This window comes from Leifsonia poae (assembly GCF_050632865.1).
In the GTDB taxonomy this organism is placed as follows: Bacteria; Actinomycetota; Actinomycetes; order Actinomycetales; family Microbacteriaceae; genus Leifsonia; species Leifsonia poae_B.
In genome coordinates this window covers 1-17,282 of the sequence record NZ_JBODSA010000003.1, presented here as the reverse complement: position 1 = coordinate 17,282, position 17,282 = coordinate 1, and the positions used below count along the sequence as shown (strand labels likewise).

Below are 17,282 nucleotides of genomic sequence, written 5' to 3'. Positions count from 1 at the left end.
GGATACGGGTCGCGCGTGACAACGCCGCACCCGCATCCATTCGACGACGAGGGGAATCAGCGTGGTCACGATCGACGCCCACCTTCACCTGTGGGACCTGGAGCATGGCACGTACTCCTGGCTGTCGGATGCGGTCGCGCCGATCAACCGGACGTTCGCGTTCGCCGAAGTCGAGCCGCAGCTGGCCGCGGCCGGCGTCGACAGCGTCGTTCTCGTGCAGGCGGCCGGAACCGCGGAGGACACCGCTGCCATCTTCGCCGTCGCCGCGGCCCAGCCGCAGGTTGCAGGCGTGGTCGGCTGGGTCGACCTCCTCGAGCCGGACGCGGTCGGCGATACGCTGGACCGCTTGGCGGCGGAGGGGCCGCTGGTCGGCATCCGGCACCTCATCCACGACGAGGCGGATCCCGATTGGCTGGCGCGGGACGCCGTGCACCGCTCGCTCGCCGTGCTCGCATCCCGCGGGCTCGCCTACGACGTGATCGGCGTGCTGCCGCGCCACCGCGAGCACGCGCTGGCGCTCGCTGACGAGCAGCCGGACCTCCGTCTCGTGGTCGACCATATCGGCACGCCGCCGGTGGGGTCGGACCCGGGGAGTGGGGCCGGCTTCTCGACGAGCTGGGCCGTCGGCCGAACGTGTTCGTGAAGCTGTCGGGCCTCACCACCCTCGGGCCGGCGGGCCGAGCGACGGTCGCGGACCTGCGTCCGTTTGTCGACCACGCGCTCGCCAGCTTTCGACCCTCGCGGATGCTGTACGGCGGCGACTGGCCCGTCTCGACGCTGGCCACCCCGTACGCCGAGACGATCGCGGTCGCCCGCGACCTCGTCGCGGCCCTCACGCCCGCCGAGCGCGACGACATCTTCGGCGGCGCCGCCGCGCGCGCCTACCGCCTCCCCGCCTGACGTCCCCGCTCCGCACCCGCTCCCGCCGGACATTCGGCCGCCCGGCGCCCGAAAGGCCTGCCGGACTGCCCTTCGTCGGAGTTTCGACGCCCGATCTCCGACGCTGCGCCCCGCGCGCCATTCGTCACGAATCGTCGAGCCCATCGCCACCAAGAGCGGCGATGTGGTGCACGTCTCGCGCACCTAGGCGCGCGCCGATGCTGCTGGCAGAGGATCGGCATTCGTGACGAATGGTCGCTCTTCGTCACCGATACCGTGCATTCGTCACGAATGTTCCGGTCCATTGCAGCGAAAACCGGGACATGGGGCAAAAGCCCTCCACTGAGCGGCGCTCCGAGGCGGGGCCGTGAGGGCCGTGATTCGTGACGAATGGTCGCTATTCGTCACGAATACGGTGCATTCGTCACGAATCGTTAGGCGTCGGTGCGCTCGGGGGTGGTGCGGCCGAGGGGCTGCAGCCGCGTGAGTTGGGTCACGTGGTGGGGGCCGAGTTCGGTCAGCGACCGGACTTGCAGGAGTTTCATGGTGCGCACGAGTTGGTCGGTGAGGATTTGGATGGTGCGGTCCACGCCTGCCCGGGCGCCGGCCATGAGGCCGTACAGGTAAGCCCGCCCGATCAGGGTGAACTTCGCGCCCAACGCGTAGGCGGCGATGATGTCGGCGCCGTTCATGATGCCGGTGTCGATCGCGATCTCGGTGTGGTGCCCGACTTCGCGAGCCACCTCGGGGAGGAGGTGGAACGGGATCGGCGCGCGGTCCAACTGCCGGCCGCCATGGTTGGACAGCACGATCCCGTCCACACCGAAGTCGGTGAGCTTCTTCGCGTCCTCTACGTTCTGCACGCCCTTGATTACGAGCTTCCCCGGCCACAACGCGCGGATCTCGGCGAGGTCGTCGTAGTCGATCGACGGGTCCATCGCCGCGTTCAGCAGATCCCCGACGGTCCCACCGGTCGCGGACAGCGACGCGAATTCCAGCTTCGGTGTAGTGAGGAAGTCGTACCACCACCACGGCCGCGGGATCGCGTTCACGATCGTCCCCAACGTCAACTGCGGCGGGATGGAGAACCCGTTCCTCTTATCCCGCAACCGGGCACCGGCGACCGGGGTGTCGACGGTGAAGAACAGGGTGTCGAACCCGGCTGCGGCCGCCCGCTCCACCAGCCCGTACGAGATCTCCTTCTGCCGCATCACATACAGCTGGAACCAGTTCCGACCGTGCGGGTTCGCCGCCTTCACCCCCTCGATCGACGTCGTCCCGAGCGTGGACAGGGTGAACGGAATCCCCGCAGCCCCCGCCGCACCAGCCCCCGCGGTCTCCCCTTCGGTCTGCATCAACCTCGTGAACCCGGTCGGTGCGATCCCGAACGGCAACGCCGACGGCCCACCCCAGATCTCACACGACGTATCCACCGTCGACACATCCCGCAGGATCGACGGGTGGAACTCCACATCCTGAAACGCCTGCCGGGCCCGCGCCAGAGACAGCTCCCCCTCCGCCGCACCTTCCGTGTAATCGAACGCGGCCCGCGGAGTCCGACGGCGAGCGATCCGCGCCAGATCCTCAATGGTCAGCGCCGACTCCAACCGCCGCTTCTTCGGATTCAGCTCCGGCTTCTTGAACTGCATCAACTCCAGCAACTCCGCCGGACGCGGCAAGTGACGATCGACCATGAGAACGTCTTACCTCCGCGGCCGCAGCGAGTACATGCCGCCGTCGACCGGCAGGATGACGCCGTTGCTCGATCCGGACGTCGGCGATGCCAGATAGGCGACCGCCTCGGCCACCTCCTCCGGCCGCACCAGACGTCCGCTCGGCTGCCGGGCCTCGAGGGCCGCGCGCTCCGCGGCGGGGTCGGCCGCCGAGTCCAGCAGCCGGCCCACCCACGGCGTGTCCGCGGTTCCGGGCGCGACGGCGTTCACGCGGATCCCGAGCGGTAGGCAGTCGGCGGCGATGGCGAGCGTCATCGCCGAGATCGCGCCCTTGGATGCCGCGTACAGGACCCGCTGCGGCAGCCCCGCCCAGGCGACGATGGAGCTGGTGAGCACCACCGCGGGCGCGGGCGACTCGCGCAGGTGCGGCATCGCGTGCCGGACGGTGCGGGCGGAGCCGATGACGTTCACGTTGAGCACGCGCATCCACTCGTCGTCGTCGTTGGCCTCGATGTCGCCCTGCGCGCCGATGCCCGCGTTCGCGATCACGATGTCCAGGCGGCCGGCCTGTTCCACGACCGATGCGATCGCGTCCCGCACGCTCGCGTCGTCGCCGATGTCGCAGCGGACGCCGGTGTGCGGCGCCGCTACGGCCTCCGGTGCGAGGTCGAGGGCGAACACGCGCGCCCCTGCGCCGCGAGCTCGTCCGCGATCGCCTTGCCGAGGCCCGATGCGCCGCCCGTGACGGCGGCCACGAGCCCATCGAAGTGCGACATCCTTGTCTCCCTTGCGTTGCGTGAGTGGTCAGAGTGCGGGGCGGACCGTGGAGCGCTGCGTGCCGAGGCCGTCGATCTCGACCTCGACCACGTCGCCCGCCGCGAGGTAGGGGAAGCGCCCGGACAGACCGACGCCCTCCGGGGTCCCGGTGTTGATCAGGTCGCCCGGCTCGAGCACGGTGAACCGGCTGAGCCGGTACACGATCTCGGCGACGGAGAAGATGAGGTCGCTCGTCGACGAGTCCTGCCGGGGCTCGCCGTTGACCCGGGACCGGATGCCCAGTCCCGACCCGTCGCCCACCTCGGCGGCGGGGACCAGCCACGGGCCCAGCGGGTTGAAGGTCTCGAAGCTCTTGCCCTTGCTCCACTGCCCGAGCGAGCGCTGCAGCTGGTACTCGCGCTCCGAGACGTCGTTCGCGACCGCGAACCCGGCAATGTGCTCCAGCGCCTGCTCGGGCGAGTCCAGGTAGCGGGCGCGGGTGCCGATCACGGCCGCGAGCTCGACCTCCCAGTCGGTGGTGGTGGACCCGGGCGGCAGCAGGATGTCGTCCTCCGGTCCCACGACCGTGTTGGGGTGCTTGTAGAAGACGACGATGTCGGTGGGCGGCTCGGAGCCGGACTCGCGGGCGTGAGCGGCGTAGTTCATCCCGATGCAGATGACCGCCTGCGGACGCGCGATCGGGGCGCCGATGCGGAGGCCCGAAGTGTCCAGTTCGGGCAACTCGCCCGCGGCCGCGGCCGCCTCGGCGCGGGCGAGCCCGTCGGAGGAGAGGAACGCGCCGTCGATGTCGGCGGTCAGGGGGCGGAGGTCCCAGGTCGTGGTGCCGTCTCCGACGGCGGGGATCTCGGCGCCGGCGTCGCCGAAGCGCATGAATCGCATCGAGGGTCCTTTCGCTCGCGTACCGCGTTCGAGCCTATTGCTATTTCCTATAGGAATTCAAGCTGTCCCCATAAGTGGGGTACAAGATTGTCCGCAAAACGGAGGACAAAGCCATGAACCCGACGTAGTCTCCAAGGAAATGAGTATTACTCATTCAGTCGCTTGTCGATGCGTCCCCGACCGGACGCGAGAGGGGCGGGGATCGTGGTCTCCTTCGCCATTCATCACACGGACCGTCCGGACGCGCCTCGACGCCGCCATTCGCGGTGGTTCGTCGCACTGGCCGTCTTCGTCATCGCGCTCGCCGCGATCGTCGTCACCGCCGTGGGCGGCGGCGCGATCTACGCCGGCTCGGTGGCGTCGACCTTCGACTCCCACGTGTCGCACCTGCAGAAGGCTTTCCCCGCGGACGCGACGCGGCCGGCGGTGTCGCAGACCGGCGCAGTTAACATCCTGCTGCTCGGGTCGGACTCCCGCGGCGCACCGACGGGGATCGGCGCGGAAGGGGTGACCGACCAGCGGGCGGACACGATGATGCTCGTCCACATCGACGCCGACCGGCGGAACGTCTACATCATGTCGATCATGCGCGACCTCTGGGTGCCCATCCCGGGCAACGGGTCGGCGAAGATCAACGCCGCGCTCGCGTGGGGCGGCACCCCGCTCGTGGTCCAGACGGTCGAGCAGCTGCTCGGCGCCCGCATCGACCACGTCGCCATCGTCGACTTCGGCGGACTGAAGGCCATGACGAACGCCCTCGGAGGGGTGGACGTGGACAGTCCGGTCGCCTTCACCACGGTCAAGTCGCCGCACTACACGTTCGTGAAGGGCATGAATCACCTCGACGGCGACAAGGCCCTGGCGTTCGCGCGGGAGCGCTACGCCTTCGCGACCGCAGACTACCAGCGCGTGGCGGACCAGCAGGCCCTGATGCGCGGCTTCGGCGCGAAGCTGCTGAGCCTGTCGGTGCTCACCGATCCGGGAAAGCTCACCTCGTTCGCCTCCGCCGCGGGCTCGTCCGTCAAGGTGGACCAGGGCTTCACCCTGCAGGCCATGATCGGGCTGGCCGCGAGCATGAAGGTGTCGGGCATGTCGAGCATCCACACCTTCACCATCCCGACCGCCGGGACCGGCACGTCAGCCGACGGGCAGTCGATCGTGAACGTCGACCCGGCGGCGATGGCGCGGCTGCGGACGGCACTGGCGAACGACGCGTTGGCGGGGTTCTCCGGGTAGGGATGTCGGTGGTTGACCCTAGTCTTGGGGACACGGAGAAAAAATCTCGAAAACACTACATGTAGTGGAATGACAATCGTGTCATTCGGGTTATATAGTGGGTGAACACCGCGGGAACCGCGGAACACCGACTTCTCAGGGGAGGCCATCATGGACTACGAAAACGACAGCGTTGGCGGCTACTCGGTTCCCGTCGACCCCATGGACCTGCTGCAGTGCGACAGCTGCCAGTAAGGCGCTAGCACCGAGCACGAAGACCCCGGAGGCCACTGGCCTCCGGGGTCTTCTGTTGTTCCGGGCCGGGTGTTTCGGCCGGTCGGTAGAATCGTCGGGTGCCAGTGAATCCAGAGCTGCAGGGGCGGGAGTTCCCGCCGACCCGGCCGTACCTGGTCGGACGCGAGAAGGTGCGCGAGTTCGCGCGGGCCGTCTTCGCGACCGACCCGGTCAGCTACGACCTCGACGCCGCGCGCGCCGCCGGCCATCGCGACCTCGTCGCTCCGCCGACCTTCCCGGTCGTGGTGCAGGAGTCGACGCTCGCGCAGCTGCTCGCGGAGCCGGACGCCGGCATCGACTTCAGCCGCGTCGTCCACGGCGACCAGCGGTTCTCGTTCAGCCGACCGGTGTTCGCCGGCGACGAGCTGACGGCCACCCTGCGCGTGACGTCGGTCAAGTCGCTCGGCGCGCACTCGATGGTGACCGCCGAGTCCACGATCGTGGATGCGGACGGCGCGCACGTCGTGACCGCGATCTCCACCCTTGTCGTGCGAGGAGACGAGTGATGGCGTACTTCGAGGCCTCTGGCGCCCCCGAGACCCCCGACTTCGACGCGCTGACCGTCGGCGACGTCGTCGCCGAGCGCACGTTCGAGGTGACCCGAGACTCGCTCGTCCGTTACGCGGGCGCATCCGGCGACTTCAACCCGATCCACTACCGCGACGACATCGCGACCTCGGTCGGCCTCCCCGGCGTGATCGCGCACGGGATGCTCACCATGGGCCTCGCTGTGCAGCCGGTCGTCGAGTGGGTCGGCGACCCGGCACTCGTCGTCGACTACCAGGTGCGCTTCACGCGTCCGGTGGTCGTCGATCCGTCCGAGGGCGCGACCGTCACGGTCATCGCTAAGGTGGGCCAGCTGGATGCCGACGCCCGGATCGCCCGCATCGACCTGACGACGGCGTTCGGTGGGGAGACCGTGCTCGGCAAGGCGCAGGTCCGCGTCCGCTTCGCATGACCGACGCCATCCCCGCTCTCGCCGACCTGACGACCATCCGCGTCGGGGGCGTGCCGGACGAGTACGTCGCCGCAGACGACCGCGACGCGCTGGTCGAGGCGGTCCTCGACGCCCGCGCCTCGGGTGAGGACTGGCTCCTGCTCGGCGGCGGCTCCAACACCGTCGCGAGCGACGACGGCTTCGAGGGCACGGTTATCCATATCCGGACCCGCGGCGTCGACCGACTGCCTGCGCCCGAGGGACGCGTCCGCATCCGCGTTCAGGCGGGGGAGCCGTGGGACGAGCTCGTCGCGCTGACCGTCAGCAACGGCTGGTCGGGCATCGAGGCGCTGTCGGGCATCCCCGGTTCGACCGGTGCTGCGCCGGTGCAGAACATCGGCGCGTACGGGCAGGAGATCGAGTCGTCGCTGGTGGGTGTCGAGTTCCTGGACGACGAGTCGGGTGAGGCGGTCTACCTGACGCGCGCGGAACTCGGCCTCGGCTACCGCACGTCAGTGCTGAAGAGGGGACGGCGCGGTGTCGTGCTGTCCGTGGATCTGGAACTCGCGGACAACAGCGTGCCCGGAGCCGTCGGCGCGCCCCTGAGTGCGCCAGTGGCGTACGCGCAGCTGGCGGACGCCCTCGGCGTGCCTCTCGGGTCGCGCGTTCCTGTGGCAGAGCTGCGCCGCGCCGTGCTCGGCCTGAGGTCGTCGAAGGGCATGGTCCTCGACCCGGCGGACCCGGACTCGGTCAGCTCGGGCTCCTTCTTCACCAACCCGATCGTGTCGGAGAGCTTCGCCCGGTCGCTGCCGGCGGACGCCCCGCGCTGGCCGCAGGAGCCGGCGGAACCGGACGCGGTGATCGCCCTGCCGCCGGGCGGCCTGCACCCGCTCGACGTTCCGCCGCTCGCCGGCGGCGAATACACGGTCAAGCTCAGCGCCGCGTGGCTGATCGAGCACGCGGGCATCCGCCGCGGTTTCGCCCTGCCCGGATCGGGCGCCGGAATCTCGTCGAAGCACACGCTCGCGATCGTGAACCGCGGCGGCGGAACGGCGGCGGATGTGGTGCAACTGGCCGACTTCATCCAGGCGCGGGTGCAGGCGGAATTCGGCGTGGTTCTGCAGCCGGAACCGGTGCTTGTGGGCCTGTCGCTCTGACGGCGATTTCGAGGCGCCCACAGGGCTGACGCCCGACGAACTCTGAGAGTATTCTCACGGCGGGCTCCCTAGGCTGAGTCCACCGCGGCGCGCTCGCGCCGGACCGGATCGAAGGGGAAGTCATGGGATTCCTGGACCGCCTGCTCGGACGCGAGGAACCGCGCCCGGAGGGCTCGCAGCAGCAGTACGCCGGGTACCCGGGCCCGGGTGGTCAGGCGCAGGGCGGCGGTCAGCCGCAGGGTGGTCCCGCCGGCGCTTCGCAGGCAGCGGGCGGCGCGCCGGCCGGACAGGCGCGGAGCGAGGACGAGATCGCGGTCGAGCGCTACCGCTACCTCCTGCGCACGGCCCCGCCCGAGACGATCGAGCAGGTGCACGAGGAGGCGTTCGCCAAGCTGACGCCCGACCAGAGGCGCATGGTCTTCCAGCAGCTCAGCGAGAATGCGCCCGCCGGCGAGCAGCCGCGCGGTGAGGACCCGCGCTCGCTGGCCCAGTCCGCGACGCGCTCCGAGCTGCGCCAGCCCGGGACGCTCGAGCGCGCCCTCGGCGGCGGGCCCCGCAACGGCGGATATGGCGGCGGCTACGGCGGCGGGATGGGCTTCGGCGGCATGTTCGCGAGCTCGCTCCTCGGAAGCGTGGCCGGCTACGTCATCGGCTCGGCGCTCGTGAGCGCCTTCCTGCCGTCCCCGTTCGACAACCAGGCCGATCAGGGCGGTGACGGCCAGAACGGCGACCAGGGCGGCGACAACCAGAACGCCGGCGACAACAACGACGACCAGGGCGGCGACGGCTCCGGTGGTGACGGCGGCTCCGGCGACGGCGGTGCGGGCGACGGGGGCTACGGCGACGGCGGCTCGACCGAGGCTGCAGGCTGGGACGGCGGCGGTGGCGACGCCGGCGGCTGGGGCGGCGACGGCGGAAGCGGTTGGGGCGGCGATTCCGGCGGCGGAGACTGGGGCGGCTTCGGTGGAGGCGACTTCGGAGGCGGCGACTTCGGAGGCGGCAACTTCATCTGACCTTCGGGTGCGGCGTCCCACCTCCGCTGTGAACCGGGTGGCAGCGGAGGGGTGTCCCGGCCGGGCCGAGCGCGTCCCACGTGTCTCGACTGTGCGCCTCGGCTGTTGAGCGATGGAGCAAAGGCGAGTCAGCGCCCGCGCCCAACCCCCTCAGCTCCGCAGCGCCGCCGCGAAGGGGAGCACCGCGGAGGCGCCGGCGCGCAGGAGCTCCTGGCCGGCGACAGTGATCGTCCAGCGGCTGTCGACCAGGTCGTCCACGAGGAGGACGGGGGCGCCGGGCGGCAGCTGCAGGTCGTCGGCGGAGAAGTGGTCCCAGACCGCGGCCAGGCGGAAGGCGCTGTTGCCGCCGGGGGCGCCGGACGGCGGGCCTCCTCGCCACGTGAGCGTTCCAGCGAACGGGAGGCGGCCCAGCGTAGCGAGCCCGCGGGCAAGGGACTCGACGAACTGCGGCCGGCGGCGTGGCGGCATCGCCGCGATCGCGGCGGGGCGCGCGTCCCAGTCCCAGTCGGCCAGGACGCGGACGCAGGCGTCGAGGAGGGACTGCGGGACGGGCTGATCGGGGGCGTCGTCCGCGAGGAGGTCGCGGAGACGGCCGCCCCAGCCCAGGTCGGTGAGGCGGGCGAGCGCGCGCCCGGGCTGCAGTTGCTGCTCGGGGCGGAGCTTGCCCTTGACCGGCACGCCCAGGCGGTCCGCGCCCGTCGGCCAGAGCTTGCGGGGTTCGATCTCGACGCCCACCTTGTCGAGCAGTGAGCCCACCTGACCGGCGGCGGACGCGTCCACGTCGGCGGGGAACCACACGCCGGCGCAATTGTCGCACCGGCCACAAGGACCGGCCGCGGGGTCGTCGAGCGCGCGCTGCAGGAACTCCATGCGGCAGGCCGAGGTGGCCTCGTATTCGAGCATCGACCGCTGCTCGGCCTCACGCGCAGCGGCGATGCGCTCGTAGCGCGCCTCGTCGTACTCCCACGGCGCACCGGTGGCGACCCAACCGCCGCTCACCCGTCGCACCGCGCCGTCCACGTCGAGCACCTTCAGCAGCAGCTCCAGCGTGGACGCGCGCAGGTCGACGCGGCTCTCGAGCACCCGCGTGGACTGCGGCTGGGCGCCGAGCGCGTCGAGCACGGCGGCCGCCTTCTCGCGCGACGGCATGGACGCCGTGGCGAAGTACTGCCAGATGGCGCGGTCCTCCGGTCCGGGCAGCAGGAGCACATCGGCGTTGTCGGTCGCGCGCCCCGCGCGCCCGACCTGCTGGTAGTACGCGACCGGTGAGGACGGCGCCCCGAGGTGGACGACGAAGCCCAAGTCGGGCTTGTCGAACCCCATGCCGAGCGCGCTGGTCGCGACCAGCGCCTTCACCTCGTTGCGCTTGAGCCGGCCCTCAAGCTCTTCCCGCTCGGCGGTGTCCGTCTGCCCGGTGTAGGCGTGCGCCTCGTGGCCTGCGCGGCGGAGCACCCGCGCGGTGTCCTCCGCCGCCGAGACGGTGAGCGTGTAGACGATGCCGCTTCCGGGTAGGTCAGTGAGGTGCCCGGCCAACCACGCCAGCCGCTCGGTCGCATCGGGGAGCGGGAGGACGCCGAGGCGCAGAGAGCGCCGAGCGAGCGGCCCGCGGATGGTCAGCACCTCGGACTCGCGCCCGGTGCCCAGCTGCTCGACCACGTCGGCGACGACGCGTTCGTTGGCTGTCGCCGTGGTCGCGAGGACCGGGACGCCGTCGCGGAGGAGGGCGATGAGGTCGCGCAGTCGCCGGTAGTCGGGCCGGAAGTCATGGCCCCAGTCGGAGATGCAGTGCGCCTCGTCGACGACCAGCAGGCCGCAGCGTTCCACGAGCGCCGGCAGCTGGGTGTCGCGGAACTCCGGGTTGTTCAGCCGTTCCGGGGACACGAGCAGCACATCCACCGTGTCGTCGCGCAGGCGGGCGGCGACGTCGTCCCACTCGTGCCGGTTGGCCGAGTTGATGGTGACCGCGCGGACGCCGGCACGCTCGGCCGCCGCGACCTGGTCGCGCATGAGGGCGAGGAGCGGCGAGACGAGGATGGTCGGCCCGGCCCCGCGCGCCCGCAGCAGCATCGTGGCGACGAAGTAGACCGCCGACTTGCCCCAGCCCGTGCGTTGCACGACCAGCGTGCGCCGATGATCGTCGACGAGCGCGGAGATCGCCTCGTACTGCCCGTCGTGGAATTCGGCCTCCGGACGCCCGACGAGGGCGCGGAGACGGACGAGGGCATCGGTCGCTGTGGTCATGAAGCCATCGTCGCAGGGACGCCCGACGCCGACACCGAACGGCCGGAATCTGTGGAGAACGGATTCCCGGCCGGGGTTGTGGACGGATTCGGACTAGGGCCGCACCCGCCGTCGCTGCGCCGCGCGGATGCCGCCCAGCAGCGCCGACACGACGATGACGAGGCCCAGAAGGGCGGCCGCCAGCGCCCACGCCGACCCGGGCGTGAGCGACCCCAGCCAGACGCCGACCCGGTCGGCGCGCTCGGCGGACGACACGATGTACAGCGTCGCGACCCCGAAGGCCGTGAGCAGGACGCCCCAGACCACCCCGCCCCAGCGGATGGGGGCCGAGACGGCCGGCGCGGCCGGCGCGACCGCGGTGGGAGGCGTGGGAACAGGTGCGGTGGTGTTCGGCTCGGTCATGTCCGTGACTCCTTCTGGATGGGCGTTCACTGCTGGAGGAGGACGGGAAGGCCCTCGGTGGTGAGGCGCAGGCCGGCGACGCCGTCCCCCGCGAGGAACAGCGCGGCGCCGGTCAGCACGGCGAGCAGGATCCCGAGGAAGATGAGGAACCCGCTCCGCCGCCGGGCCAGCCCCGCGATGAGCACGACCAGGCCGACGACCACCGTCGCCGCCGCGAGCCCGGCCGCGGTGGTGTACCGGGCGACATCGGTGAGCTGCGGCCAGACGATCGCCACCAGCGATCCGGCGACGAGCGCGAGCCCGACCGTCAGCCAGCCGATCGCCGCCCCGACGCGCGGGTTCGCCGCACGGTACGCCTCGCGGCGCGCGGCGGCCTCGGCCGTCGCGACCGCGACCTGCGACCGGAGCTCGGCCGAGCGCTGGGCCTTCACCGCACGCATGTCGGCGGCCAGGCGCGCCTTCCAGGCGGCGTGGTCGGCGCGCCACTGCGCCTGGCGCTGCTGCCAGTCGGCGACTTCCTCGGTCGTCGCGCCCTGCTGCGGCGCAGGAGGCGGTGTCGGCTCGGCGGCGATGTCCAGCTGCACGGTATCCGCCTCCGCAACGGTCGACGGCATCGGGACGGTGGGTGCGGTCGTCGAGGCCGTCGCGTCCGGCGCCGTGGATGCGGTTGCGGCGGCCCCATCCACCGGAGAAGGCGTAGAGGCCGGAGCGGGCGACGAGTACGCCGCCCTCGCCGTCCCCGCAGCCCGTTCATCCGCGCGCCGCACGCCCACGACGATCAGAGCGACGACCGCACCGACGACCACGAGCGTCCACACGACCCGCCCGACCACGTCACCCCAGGCCGAGACATCCCAGAACGCGCCGTGCGTCCACCACAGCCCGCTCGTCCACGGCAGCAGCGACAGCAGCACCATGACGCCGATGGCCACGATCGGCGGCTCGAAGTCGCCTTCGAACAGGCTCTGCAGGTGGATTCGGCCGTCGCGGTCCGGCAGGAGCGCCCACGCCGCCGCGTACAGCAGCAGCACCGGAGCGCCGAGGATGCCCGCGACGACGACGATCCCACGCACGATGAGCGGGTCGATGCCCAGACGGTAGGCGATCCCGGCGCACACGCCGCCCAGCCAGCCATCGGCGCGCACCACGCCGAGCCCGCGCATCCAGTCGAAGAAGCGGGTGCCGCGGCCGGCGAATCCGGACTGCGGGCCGCCGTACGGGTTGCCGGGCGTCCCCACCGGCCGGGTCTGATCGTTCTGTGACATGCTCCTCATCCTGGCGACGCGCTCGCCGTGCCGGTATCCGGGGAAGCCCTGACCGCACCCTGATCCCTGCCCGTTCGCCGTGCGGGGCGCGGGAGGGTCTGCTTGGATACCGGCATGTCCACCAGCGCATCCGCCGGCCCCCAGGCGCCCCTCCGGCGTCCGGCGCTGGAGCGTCCGCGCTCCTGCGTGATCGGCGGCGTGTCGGTCGCTCTGGCGGACCACCTGGGCTGGCCGGTGACGGCCGTGCGCTGGGCGTTCGTCGGGCTGACGTTCCTCGGCGGCGGAGGCGTGCTCCTGTACCTCTGGTTCTGGGCGCTGACGCCACTCCGCGCGCCGTCGGGCGACGACCCGGCAGAAGGCGTGCGCCGCCGCGTCAACGTCCCGTGGGTCCTGGCCGGGGCCGGCGCCGTCTCGGGGATCGCCGCCGTCGTGCTCGCCGGCGGGGAGCGCTCGGCCCGGGATTCGGCGCGCTCGTCGCATCGGCGGCGCTGCTGGTGGTCGCGGTGGCCTGGGAGCAGCTGACCGACGAGGAGCCCGCCACGTTCGCGCCGCTGACCCCGACGGTCTTCCGTATCGCGTGCGGCGCGTTCCTGGTCGTCGTGGCCCTCGCGCTGGCGCTGACCCAGGATGCGGGCGGTCCGGGCATCCTGTGGCTCGGCATCCTGATCACCACGCTCGCCGGCGTGGCCGTGCTCGTCGCGCCGTGGGGGCTGCGCCTGTGGCGGGAGCTCATCGCGGAGCGGACGGCGCGCATCAAGGAGGAGCAGCGGGCGGAGATGGCCGCCCACCTGCACGACTCGGTGCTGCAGACGCTGGCCCTCATCCAGAATCGGGCGGGCGCCTCCAGCGAGGTCGGGCGCATCGCGAGGGCGCAGGAGCGCGAGCTGCGCGACTGGCTGTACGCCGACGCCGCGGCGGCCGATGCGGAGGAGCGCGATCTGGCGGGAGAGCTACGGGACGTCGCAGCGGCCCTCGAGGTCGACCACGCCGTGCACTTCGACGTCGTCTCGGTGGGTGAGCCGGTACGACGGGCGCCGTCCGAGCTGGGAGCGGCGGCGCGCGAGGCGATGCTCAATGCGGCGCGCCATGCGGGCGGTGACGTCTCGGTCTACATCGAGCACACCGCCGACCGCGCCGACGTGTTCATCCGCGACCGCGGGCCGGGATTCGACGTCGGCGCCCTTCCCGAGGGACGCCTCGGTGTCCGAGAATCGATCATCGGCCGGATGCGGCGCGCGGGCGGGCACGCCACCGTGACCGCGCGCGAGACCGGCACCGAGATCCACCTGAGCATCGACATCCCGAGCGAGACCGTATGAGCGAGACCGACATCCCGAACCCCGTGACCGTGGTGGTCGTCGACGACCACTCCATCTTCCGCTCCGGGCTGCGCGCCGACCTCGACGAGCGGCTGGAGGTGGTCGGCGAGGCGGCCGATGTGGATGCGGCGGTCGCCACCATCCTCGAGACCCGTCCCGTCGTGGTGCTGCTGGATGTACACCTGCCCGGAGGGGCGGGCGGCGGGGGAGCCGAGGTCATCCGCCGGGTGGCGCAGGAGGCGCCGTCCGTCCGCTTCCTGGCCTTGAGCGTGTCCGACGCCGCCGAGGACGTCGTGGGCGTCATCCGCGCCGGCGCCCGCGGCTACCTCACGAAGGGCAGCTCGGGCCGCCAGGTGAGCGACGCGGTGCTCGCCGTCGCAGGAGGGGACGCGGTCTTCTCGCCGAAACTGGCCGGATTCGTCCTCGACGCATTCGGGGCCGCCGCGGGCGAGCAGGCCGAGTCGACGGACGAGCTCGACCGGCTGTCCGCCCGCGAGCGGGAGGTGATGCGGCTCATCGCACGCGGGTACGCTTACAAAGAGGTCGCCGCCGAGTTGTTCATCTCGATCAAGACGGTCGAGAGCCACGTCTCGGCGGTGCTCCGCAAGCTCCAGCTCTCGTCGCGGCACGAGCTGACGGCCTGGGCGCTGGAGCGGAAGCTCCTTTAGGCCGACCGCTTTGCGGGCGGGCATCGGCGTCACGTACACTTGACGCGGTGGTTGAATCTGCCAAGCTTTTCTGCGCCCTTTTTTGTGACGAATGAGTGCGACGTGAGGTTCGGCGATTCGCTTCTTAGGGCGGTAGCTCAATTGGCAGAGCAGCGGTCTCCAAAACCGCAGGTTGCAGGTTCGATTCCTGTCCGCCCTGCAAGTCGGCACTCTGGTGCCGATCCACGAAAGGTGTAACGAGGTGGCCCGAAAGGTAATCGACGAGCCGAGCGAGGAGATCGTCGCCAACGCGAAGAAGGATCGCGCTGCGCGGCGCAACCCCTTCGCCCGGATCGCCCTGTTCATCCGGCAGGTCATCGGAGAGCTCAAGAAGGTCGTCACCCCGACCCGCAAGGAGCTCTTCAGCTACACCGGCGTGGTGCTGGTGTTCGTGGTGATCATGATGGCCCTCGTGTCACTCCTTGACTGGGTGTTCGGCATGGGTGTCGTCTGGGTCTTCGGAAACCCGAAGTAGACGACGTCGAACGGAGCGCATCCGCTCCCCCCGACAAGAAATGGAATGAATTCAGTGTCTGAGACGAATCGCGACGACGTGGACTGGGCCCCTGCTGCGGAGCAGTCCTCCGAAGACGACGAGGCGCAGACCGGCAACGTCCTCGCGAGCGAGGACGAGGCGTCCGACGCCGCCGAGCACGAGGCGCTGCACGTCGTCGCCGACGACGGCACCGAGATCGACCTCGACGCCGTGCTGGACGCGATGGCGGAGGCCGTCGACCCCGAGGCCGACCGCGCCGTCGACGAGGCCCTTGAAGTCGACGACGAGGAGGAGGCTGCGGCCGCCCAGCTCGCCGTCGAGGACGAGGAGGAGGAGGCCGTCGCCGACCCCTACGAGGCCTTCCGCACCGAGCTGCGCTCCAAGATCGGCAAGTGGTACGTCATCCACTCGTACGCGGGCTTCGAGCGCCGCGTGAAGTCCAACATCGAGAACCGCATGGTCTCGATGAACATGGAAGACTACATCTTCGAGGTGCAGGTCCCCATGGAGGACGTGGTCGAGATCAAGAACGGCCAGCGCAAGATGGTCAACCGCGTGCGCATCCCGGGCTACGTGCTCGTGCGCATGGACCTCAACGAGGACAGCTGGTCGGTCGTCCGTCACACCCCGGGTGTGACCGGCTTCGTGGGCAACGCCCACAACCCGACGCCGCTGCGCTTCGAGGAGGCCTTCTCGATGCTGAAGAGCCTGGTGCAGGTCGAGGCCGCCCCGGCCAAGGGCGCCGCGAAGGGCCAGAAGGCCGCCGCGCGCGTCATCCCCGCCGAGGTCGACTTCGAGATCGGCGAGACCATCACGATCAAGGAGGGCTCGTTCGCGGGCCTGCCGGGCTCGATCAGCGAGATCAAGCCGGAGAGCGGCAAGCTCACCGTGCTCGTGTCGCTCTTCGAGCGCGAGACGCCGGTCGAGCTCAGCTTCGACCAGGTCACCAAGCTCTAGGGAACATCCAGAGCCTCCCCACTGTTTTAGAGAACACCGGGTCTCGGAAGGGCTGAGAAACCGGGAGAGCGTGCAGGGCTGCGGCCTGAAGGCGCTCGAATACACAAAGAAGGAAGAGACATGGCACCGAAGAAGAAGGTCACCGGTCTGATCAAGCTTCAGATCAACGCCGGCGCCGCCAACCCGGCCCCGCCGATCGGCCCGGCCCTGGGTCAGCACGGCGTGAACATCATGGAGTTCTGCAAGGCGTACAACGCGGCCACCGAGTCGCAGCGCGGCAACGTCATCCCGGTCGAGATCACCGTGTACGAGGACCGCTCGTTCACGTTCGTCCTGAAGACCCCGCCCGCGGCCGAGCTGATCAAGAAGGCGGCCGGCGTCGCCAAGGGCTCCGGCGTCCCGCACACCACCAAGGTCGGCAAGCTGACCCAGGAGCAGGTGCGCCAGATCGCCGAGCAGAAGATGGTCGACCTCAACGCCAACGACATCGACGCGGCGTCGAAGATCATCGCCGGCACCGCCCGTTCGATGGGCATCACGGTCGAGGCGTAAGCCCGACCCCCTCAAGACATCTCGTGGAAGAGCCGGCCAGGCTCGCACCACATTCTCGTTAGGAGAAATCACATGGCACAGAAGTCCAAGGCCTACCGGGCCGCGGCCGAGAAGATCGAGGCCGGAAAGTTCTACACCCCCAGCGAGGCCGTCGCCCTCGCGAAGGAGACCGGCTCCGCGAAGTTCAACTCGACCGTCGAGGTCGCGCTGAAGCTCGGCGTCGACCCCGCAAGGCGGACCAGATGGTCCGCGGTACCGTCATTCTTCCTCACGGTACTGGCAAGACCGCCCGCGTCATCGTGTTCGCCACTGGCCCCGCGGCCGAGGCGGCCATCGCGGCGGGTGCGGACGAGGTCGGCGGCGCCGACCTGATCGAGAAGGTCGCCGGCGGTTACACCGACTTCGACTCGGCCGTCTCCACCCCGGAGCTCATGGGCCAGGTCGGCCGTCTCGGCAAGGAGGTGCTGTCACACGAGCAGTCGCTCCTTAACCTTAGCACACAACTGAACGAAGTATGAT

At 70.6% G+C, this 17,282-nt stretch carries 18 protein-coding genes, 1 tRNA gene and 2 pseudogenes; 15 read left to right on the top strand and 6 right to left on the bottom strand.

The window, feature by feature from the left end; genetic code table 11:
- Positions 1-61: 61 nt before the first annotated feature.
- Together ACRAWB_RS10015 and ACRAWB_RS10010 are read left to right on the top strand one after the other, a co-directional pair.
- Positions 62-643 (top strand): amidohydrolase family protein, encoded by a 582-nt coding sequence (locus ACRAWB_RS10015; protein WP_431353190.1) that lies wholly within the window; start codon positions 62-64, stop codon positions 641-643.
- A complete protein-coding gene (locus ACRAWB_RS10010; protein WP_431353189.1) occupies positions 640-900 on the top strand; it encodes an amidohydrolase family protein in 261 nt (86 codons plus the stop codon). The genes ACRAWB_RS10015 and ACRAWB_RS10010 overlap by 4 nt, the downstream gene beginning before the upstream one ends.
- 413 nt (positions 901-1,313) lie before the next feature.
- Here the strand turns inward: ACRAWB_RS10010 and ACRAWB_RS10005 are convergent, their stop codons facing one another.
- From ACRAWB_RS10005 to ACRAWB_RS09995, 3 genes and pseudogenes are all read right to left on the bottom strand, one after another.
- The gene (locus ACRAWB_RS10005) at positions 1,314-2,573 is read right to left on the bottom strand and encodes an alpha-hydroxy acid oxidase (protein WP_431353188.1); all 1,260 of its coding nucleotides are present in this window, start codon (positions 2,571-2,573) and stop codon (positions 1,314-1,316) included.
- Between the two features lie 9 nt (positions 2,574-2,582).
- Positions 2,583-3,328, bottom strand: a pseudogene (locus ACRAWB_RS10000) (SDR family NAD(P)-dependent oxidoreductase).
- Positions 3,329-3,356: 28 nt separating this feature from the next.
- Positions 3,357-4,208, bottom strand: a complete 852-nt coding sequence (locus ACRAWB_RS09995; RefSeq protein ID WP_431353187.1) for a fumarylacetoacetate hydrolase family protein — start codon at positions 4,206-4,208, stop codon at positions 3,357-3,359.
- Positions 4,209-4,412: 204 nt separating this feature from the next.
- On the opposite strand from ACRAWB_RS09995, the gene ACRAWB_RS09990 reads away from it, so the two are divergent.
- The 5 genes from ACRAWB_RS09990 to ACRAWB_RS09970 all read left to right on the top strand — a co-directional run bounded on the left by ACRAWB_RS09990 (position 4,413) and on the right by ACRAWB_RS09970 (position 8,824).
- Positions 4,413-5,444: an LCP family protein gene (locus tag ACRAWB_RS09990; protein ID WP_431353186.1), complete on the top strand. Its 1,032-nt coding sequence runs from the start codon at positions 4,413-4,415 to the stop codon at positions 5,442-5,444.
- Between the two features lie 332 nt (positions 5,445-5,776).
- Positions 5,777-6,223, top strand: coding sequence for an FAS1-like dehydratase domain-containing protein (locus tag ACRAWB_RS09985; protein ID WP_431353185.1), 447 nt, complete (start codon positions 5,777-5,779; stop codon positions 6,221-6,223).
- Positions 6,223-6,675 (top strand): MaoC family dehydratase, encoded by a 453-nt coding sequence (locus tag ACRAWB_RS09980; protein WP_431353184.1) that lies wholly within the window; start codon positions 6,223-6,225, stop codon positions 6,673-6,675. The genes ACRAWB_RS09985 and ACRAWB_RS09980 overlap by 1 nt, the downstream gene beginning before the upstream one ends.
- Positions 6,672-7,811 carry a UDP-N-acetylmuramate dehydrogenase gene (locus ACRAWB_RS09975; RefSeq protein WP_431353183.1) on the top strand — a complete coding sequence of 380 codons (1,140 nt, stop codon included), beginning with the start codon at positions 6,672-6,674 and terminating at the stop codon, positions 7,809-7,811. The genes ACRAWB_RS09980 and ACRAWB_RS09975 overlap by 4 nt, the downstream gene beginning before the upstream one ends.
- Positions 7,812-7,933: 122 nt before the next feature.
- Positions 7,934-8,824: a hypothetical protein gene (locus tag ACRAWB_RS09970; RefSeq protein ID WP_431353182.1), complete on the top strand. Its 891-nt coding sequence runs from the start codon at positions 7,934-7,936 to the stop codon at positions 8,822-8,824.
- 150 nt (positions 8,825-8,974) lie between these two features.
- Here the strand turns inward: ACRAWB_RS09970 and ACRAWB_RS09965 are convergent, their stop codons facing one another.
- The 3 genes from ACRAWB_RS09965 to ACRAWB_RS09955 form a co-directional block, all read right to left on the bottom strand.
- Positions 8,975-11,065: a RecQ family ATP-dependent DNA helicase gene (locus ACRAWB_RS09965; protein WP_431353181.1), complete on the bottom strand. Its 2,091-nt coding sequence runs from the start codon at positions 11,063-11,065 to the stop codon at positions 8,975-8,977.
- A gap of 93 nt (positions 11,066-11,158) precedes the next feature.
- Positions 11,159-11,467: a hypothetical protein gene (locus ACRAWB_RS09960; RefSeq protein WP_431353180.1), complete on the bottom strand. Its 309-nt coding sequence runs from the start codon at positions 11,465-11,467 to the stop codon at positions 11,159-11,161.
- A 26-nt stretch (positions 11,468-11,493) separates the two neighbouring features.
- Positions 11,494-12,732, bottom strand: a complete 1,239-nt coding sequence (locus ACRAWB_RS09955) for a PspC domain-containing protein (RefSeq protein ID WP_431353179.1) — start codon at positions 12,730-12,732, stop codon at positions 11,494-11,496.
- A gap of 114 nt (positions 12,733-12,846) precedes the next feature.
- Between ACRAWB_RS09955 and ACRAWB_RS09950 the strand changes: the two genes are divergently transcribed.
- From ACRAWB_RS09950 to ACRAWB_RS09915, 8 genes and pseudogenes are all read left to right on the top strand, one after another.
- The gene (locus tag ACRAWB_RS09950) at positions 12,847-13,254 is read left to right on the top strand and encodes a PspC domain-containing protein (protein ID WP_431353178.1); all 408 of its coding nucleotides are present in this window, start codon (positions 12,847-12,849) and stop codon (positions 13,252-13,254) included.
- Complete coding sequence (locus ACRAWB_RS09945; RefSeq protein ID WP_431353177.1) at positions 13,227-14,051, top strand: sensor histidine kinase; 825 nt, start codon at positions 13,227-13,229, stop codon at positions 14,049-14,051. The genes ACRAWB_RS09950 and ACRAWB_RS09945 overlap by 28 nt, the downstream gene beginning before the upstream one ends.
- Positions 14,048-14,719 carry a LuxR C-terminal-related transcriptional regulator gene (locus ACRAWB_RS09940; protein WP_431353176.1) on the top strand — a complete coding sequence of 224 codons (672 nt, stop codon included), beginning with the start codon at positions 14,048-14,050 and terminating at the stop codon, positions 14,717-14,719. The genes ACRAWB_RS09945 and ACRAWB_RS09940 overlap by 4 nt, the downstream gene beginning before the upstream one ends.
- Positions 14,720-14,845: 126 nt before the next feature.
- Positions 14,846-14,918 (top strand) — tRNA-Trp (locus ACRAWB_RS09935).
- Positions 14,919-14,960: 42 nt separating this feature from the next.
- Positions 14,961-15,233: a preprotein translocase subunit SecE gene (gene secE / locus ACRAWB_RS09930; RefSeq protein WP_018189749.1), complete on the top strand. Its 273-nt coding sequence runs from the start codon at positions 14,961-14,963 to the stop codon at positions 15,231-15,233.
- 54 nt (positions 15,234-15,287) lie between these two features.
- Positions 15,288-16,211 carry a transcription termination/antitermination protein NusG gene (nusG, locus tag ACRAWB_RS09925; RefSeq protein ID WP_064110974.1) on the top strand — a complete coding sequence of 308 codons (924 nt, stop codon included), beginning with the start codon at positions 15,288-15,290 and terminating at the stop codon, positions 16,209-16,211.
- A gap of 120 nt (positions 16,212-16,331) precedes the next feature.
- The gene (gene rplK, locus ACRAWB_RS09920) at positions 16,332-16,763 is read left to right on the top strand and encodes a 50S ribosomal protein L11 (protein WP_064110975.1); all 432 of its coding nucleotides are present in this window, start codon (positions 16,332-16,334) and stop codon (positions 16,761-16,763) included.
- Positions 16,764-16,835: 72 nt separating this feature from the next.
- Positions 16,836-17,221, top strand: a pseudogene (locus ACRAWB_RS09915) (50S ribosomal protein L1); the annotation flags it as partial.
- Between the last annotated feature and the right edge of the window lie 61 nt (positions 17,222-17,282).

What these genes read in the sequence shown, in the direction of transcription:
- ACRAWB_RS09975 (WP_431353183.1), top strand. Translation starts at nt 6,672, where the DNA reads ATGACCGACGCCATCCCCGCTCTCGCCGACCTGACGACCATCCGCGTC.
- ACRAWB_RS09970 (WP_431353182.1), top strand. Translation starts at nt 7,934, where the DNA reads ATGGGATTCCTGGACCGCCTGCTCGGACGCGAGGAACCGCGCCCGGAG.
- ACRAWB_RS09940 (WP_431353176.1), top strand. Translation starts at nt 14,048, where the DNA reads ATGAGCGAGACCGACATCCCGAACCCCGTGACCGTGGTGGTCGTCGAC.
- rplK (WP_064110975.1), top strand. Translation starts at nt 16,332, where the DNA reads ATGGCACCGAAGAAGAAGGTCACCGGTCTGATCAAGCTTCAGATCAAC.
- ACRAWB_RS09955 (WP_431353179.1), bottom strand. Translation starts at nt 12,732, where the DNA reads ATGTCACAGAACGATCAGACCCGGCCGGTGGGGACGCCCGGCAACCCG.
- ACRAWB_RS10005 (WP_431353188.1), bottom strand. Translation starts at nt 2,573, where the DNA reads ATGGTCGATCGTCACTTGCCGCGTCCGGCGGAGTTGCTGGAGTTGATG.
- ACRAWB_RS09965 (WP_431353181.1), bottom strand. Translation starts at nt 11,065, where the DNA reads ATGACCACAGCGACCGATGCCCTCGTCCGTCTCCGCGCCCTCGTCGGG.
- ACRAWB_RS09980 (WP_431353184.1), top strand. Translation starts at nt 6,223, where the DNA reads ATGGCGTACTTCGAGGCCTCTGGCGCCCCCGAGACCCCCGACTTCGAC.
- ACRAWB_RS09960 (WP_431353180.1), bottom strand. Translation starts at nt 11,467, where the DNA reads ATGACCGAGCCGAACACCACCGCACCTGTTCCCACGCCTCCCACCGCG.
- ACRAWB_RS09950 (WP_431353178.1), top strand. Translation starts at nt 12,847, where the DNA reads ATGTCCACCAGCGCATCCGCCGGCCCCCAGGCGCCCCTCCGGCGTCCG.
- ACRAWB_RS09995 (WP_431353187.1), bottom strand. Translation starts at nt 4,208, where the DNA reads ATGCGATTCATGCGCTTCGGCGACGCCGGCGCCGAGATCCCCGCCGTC.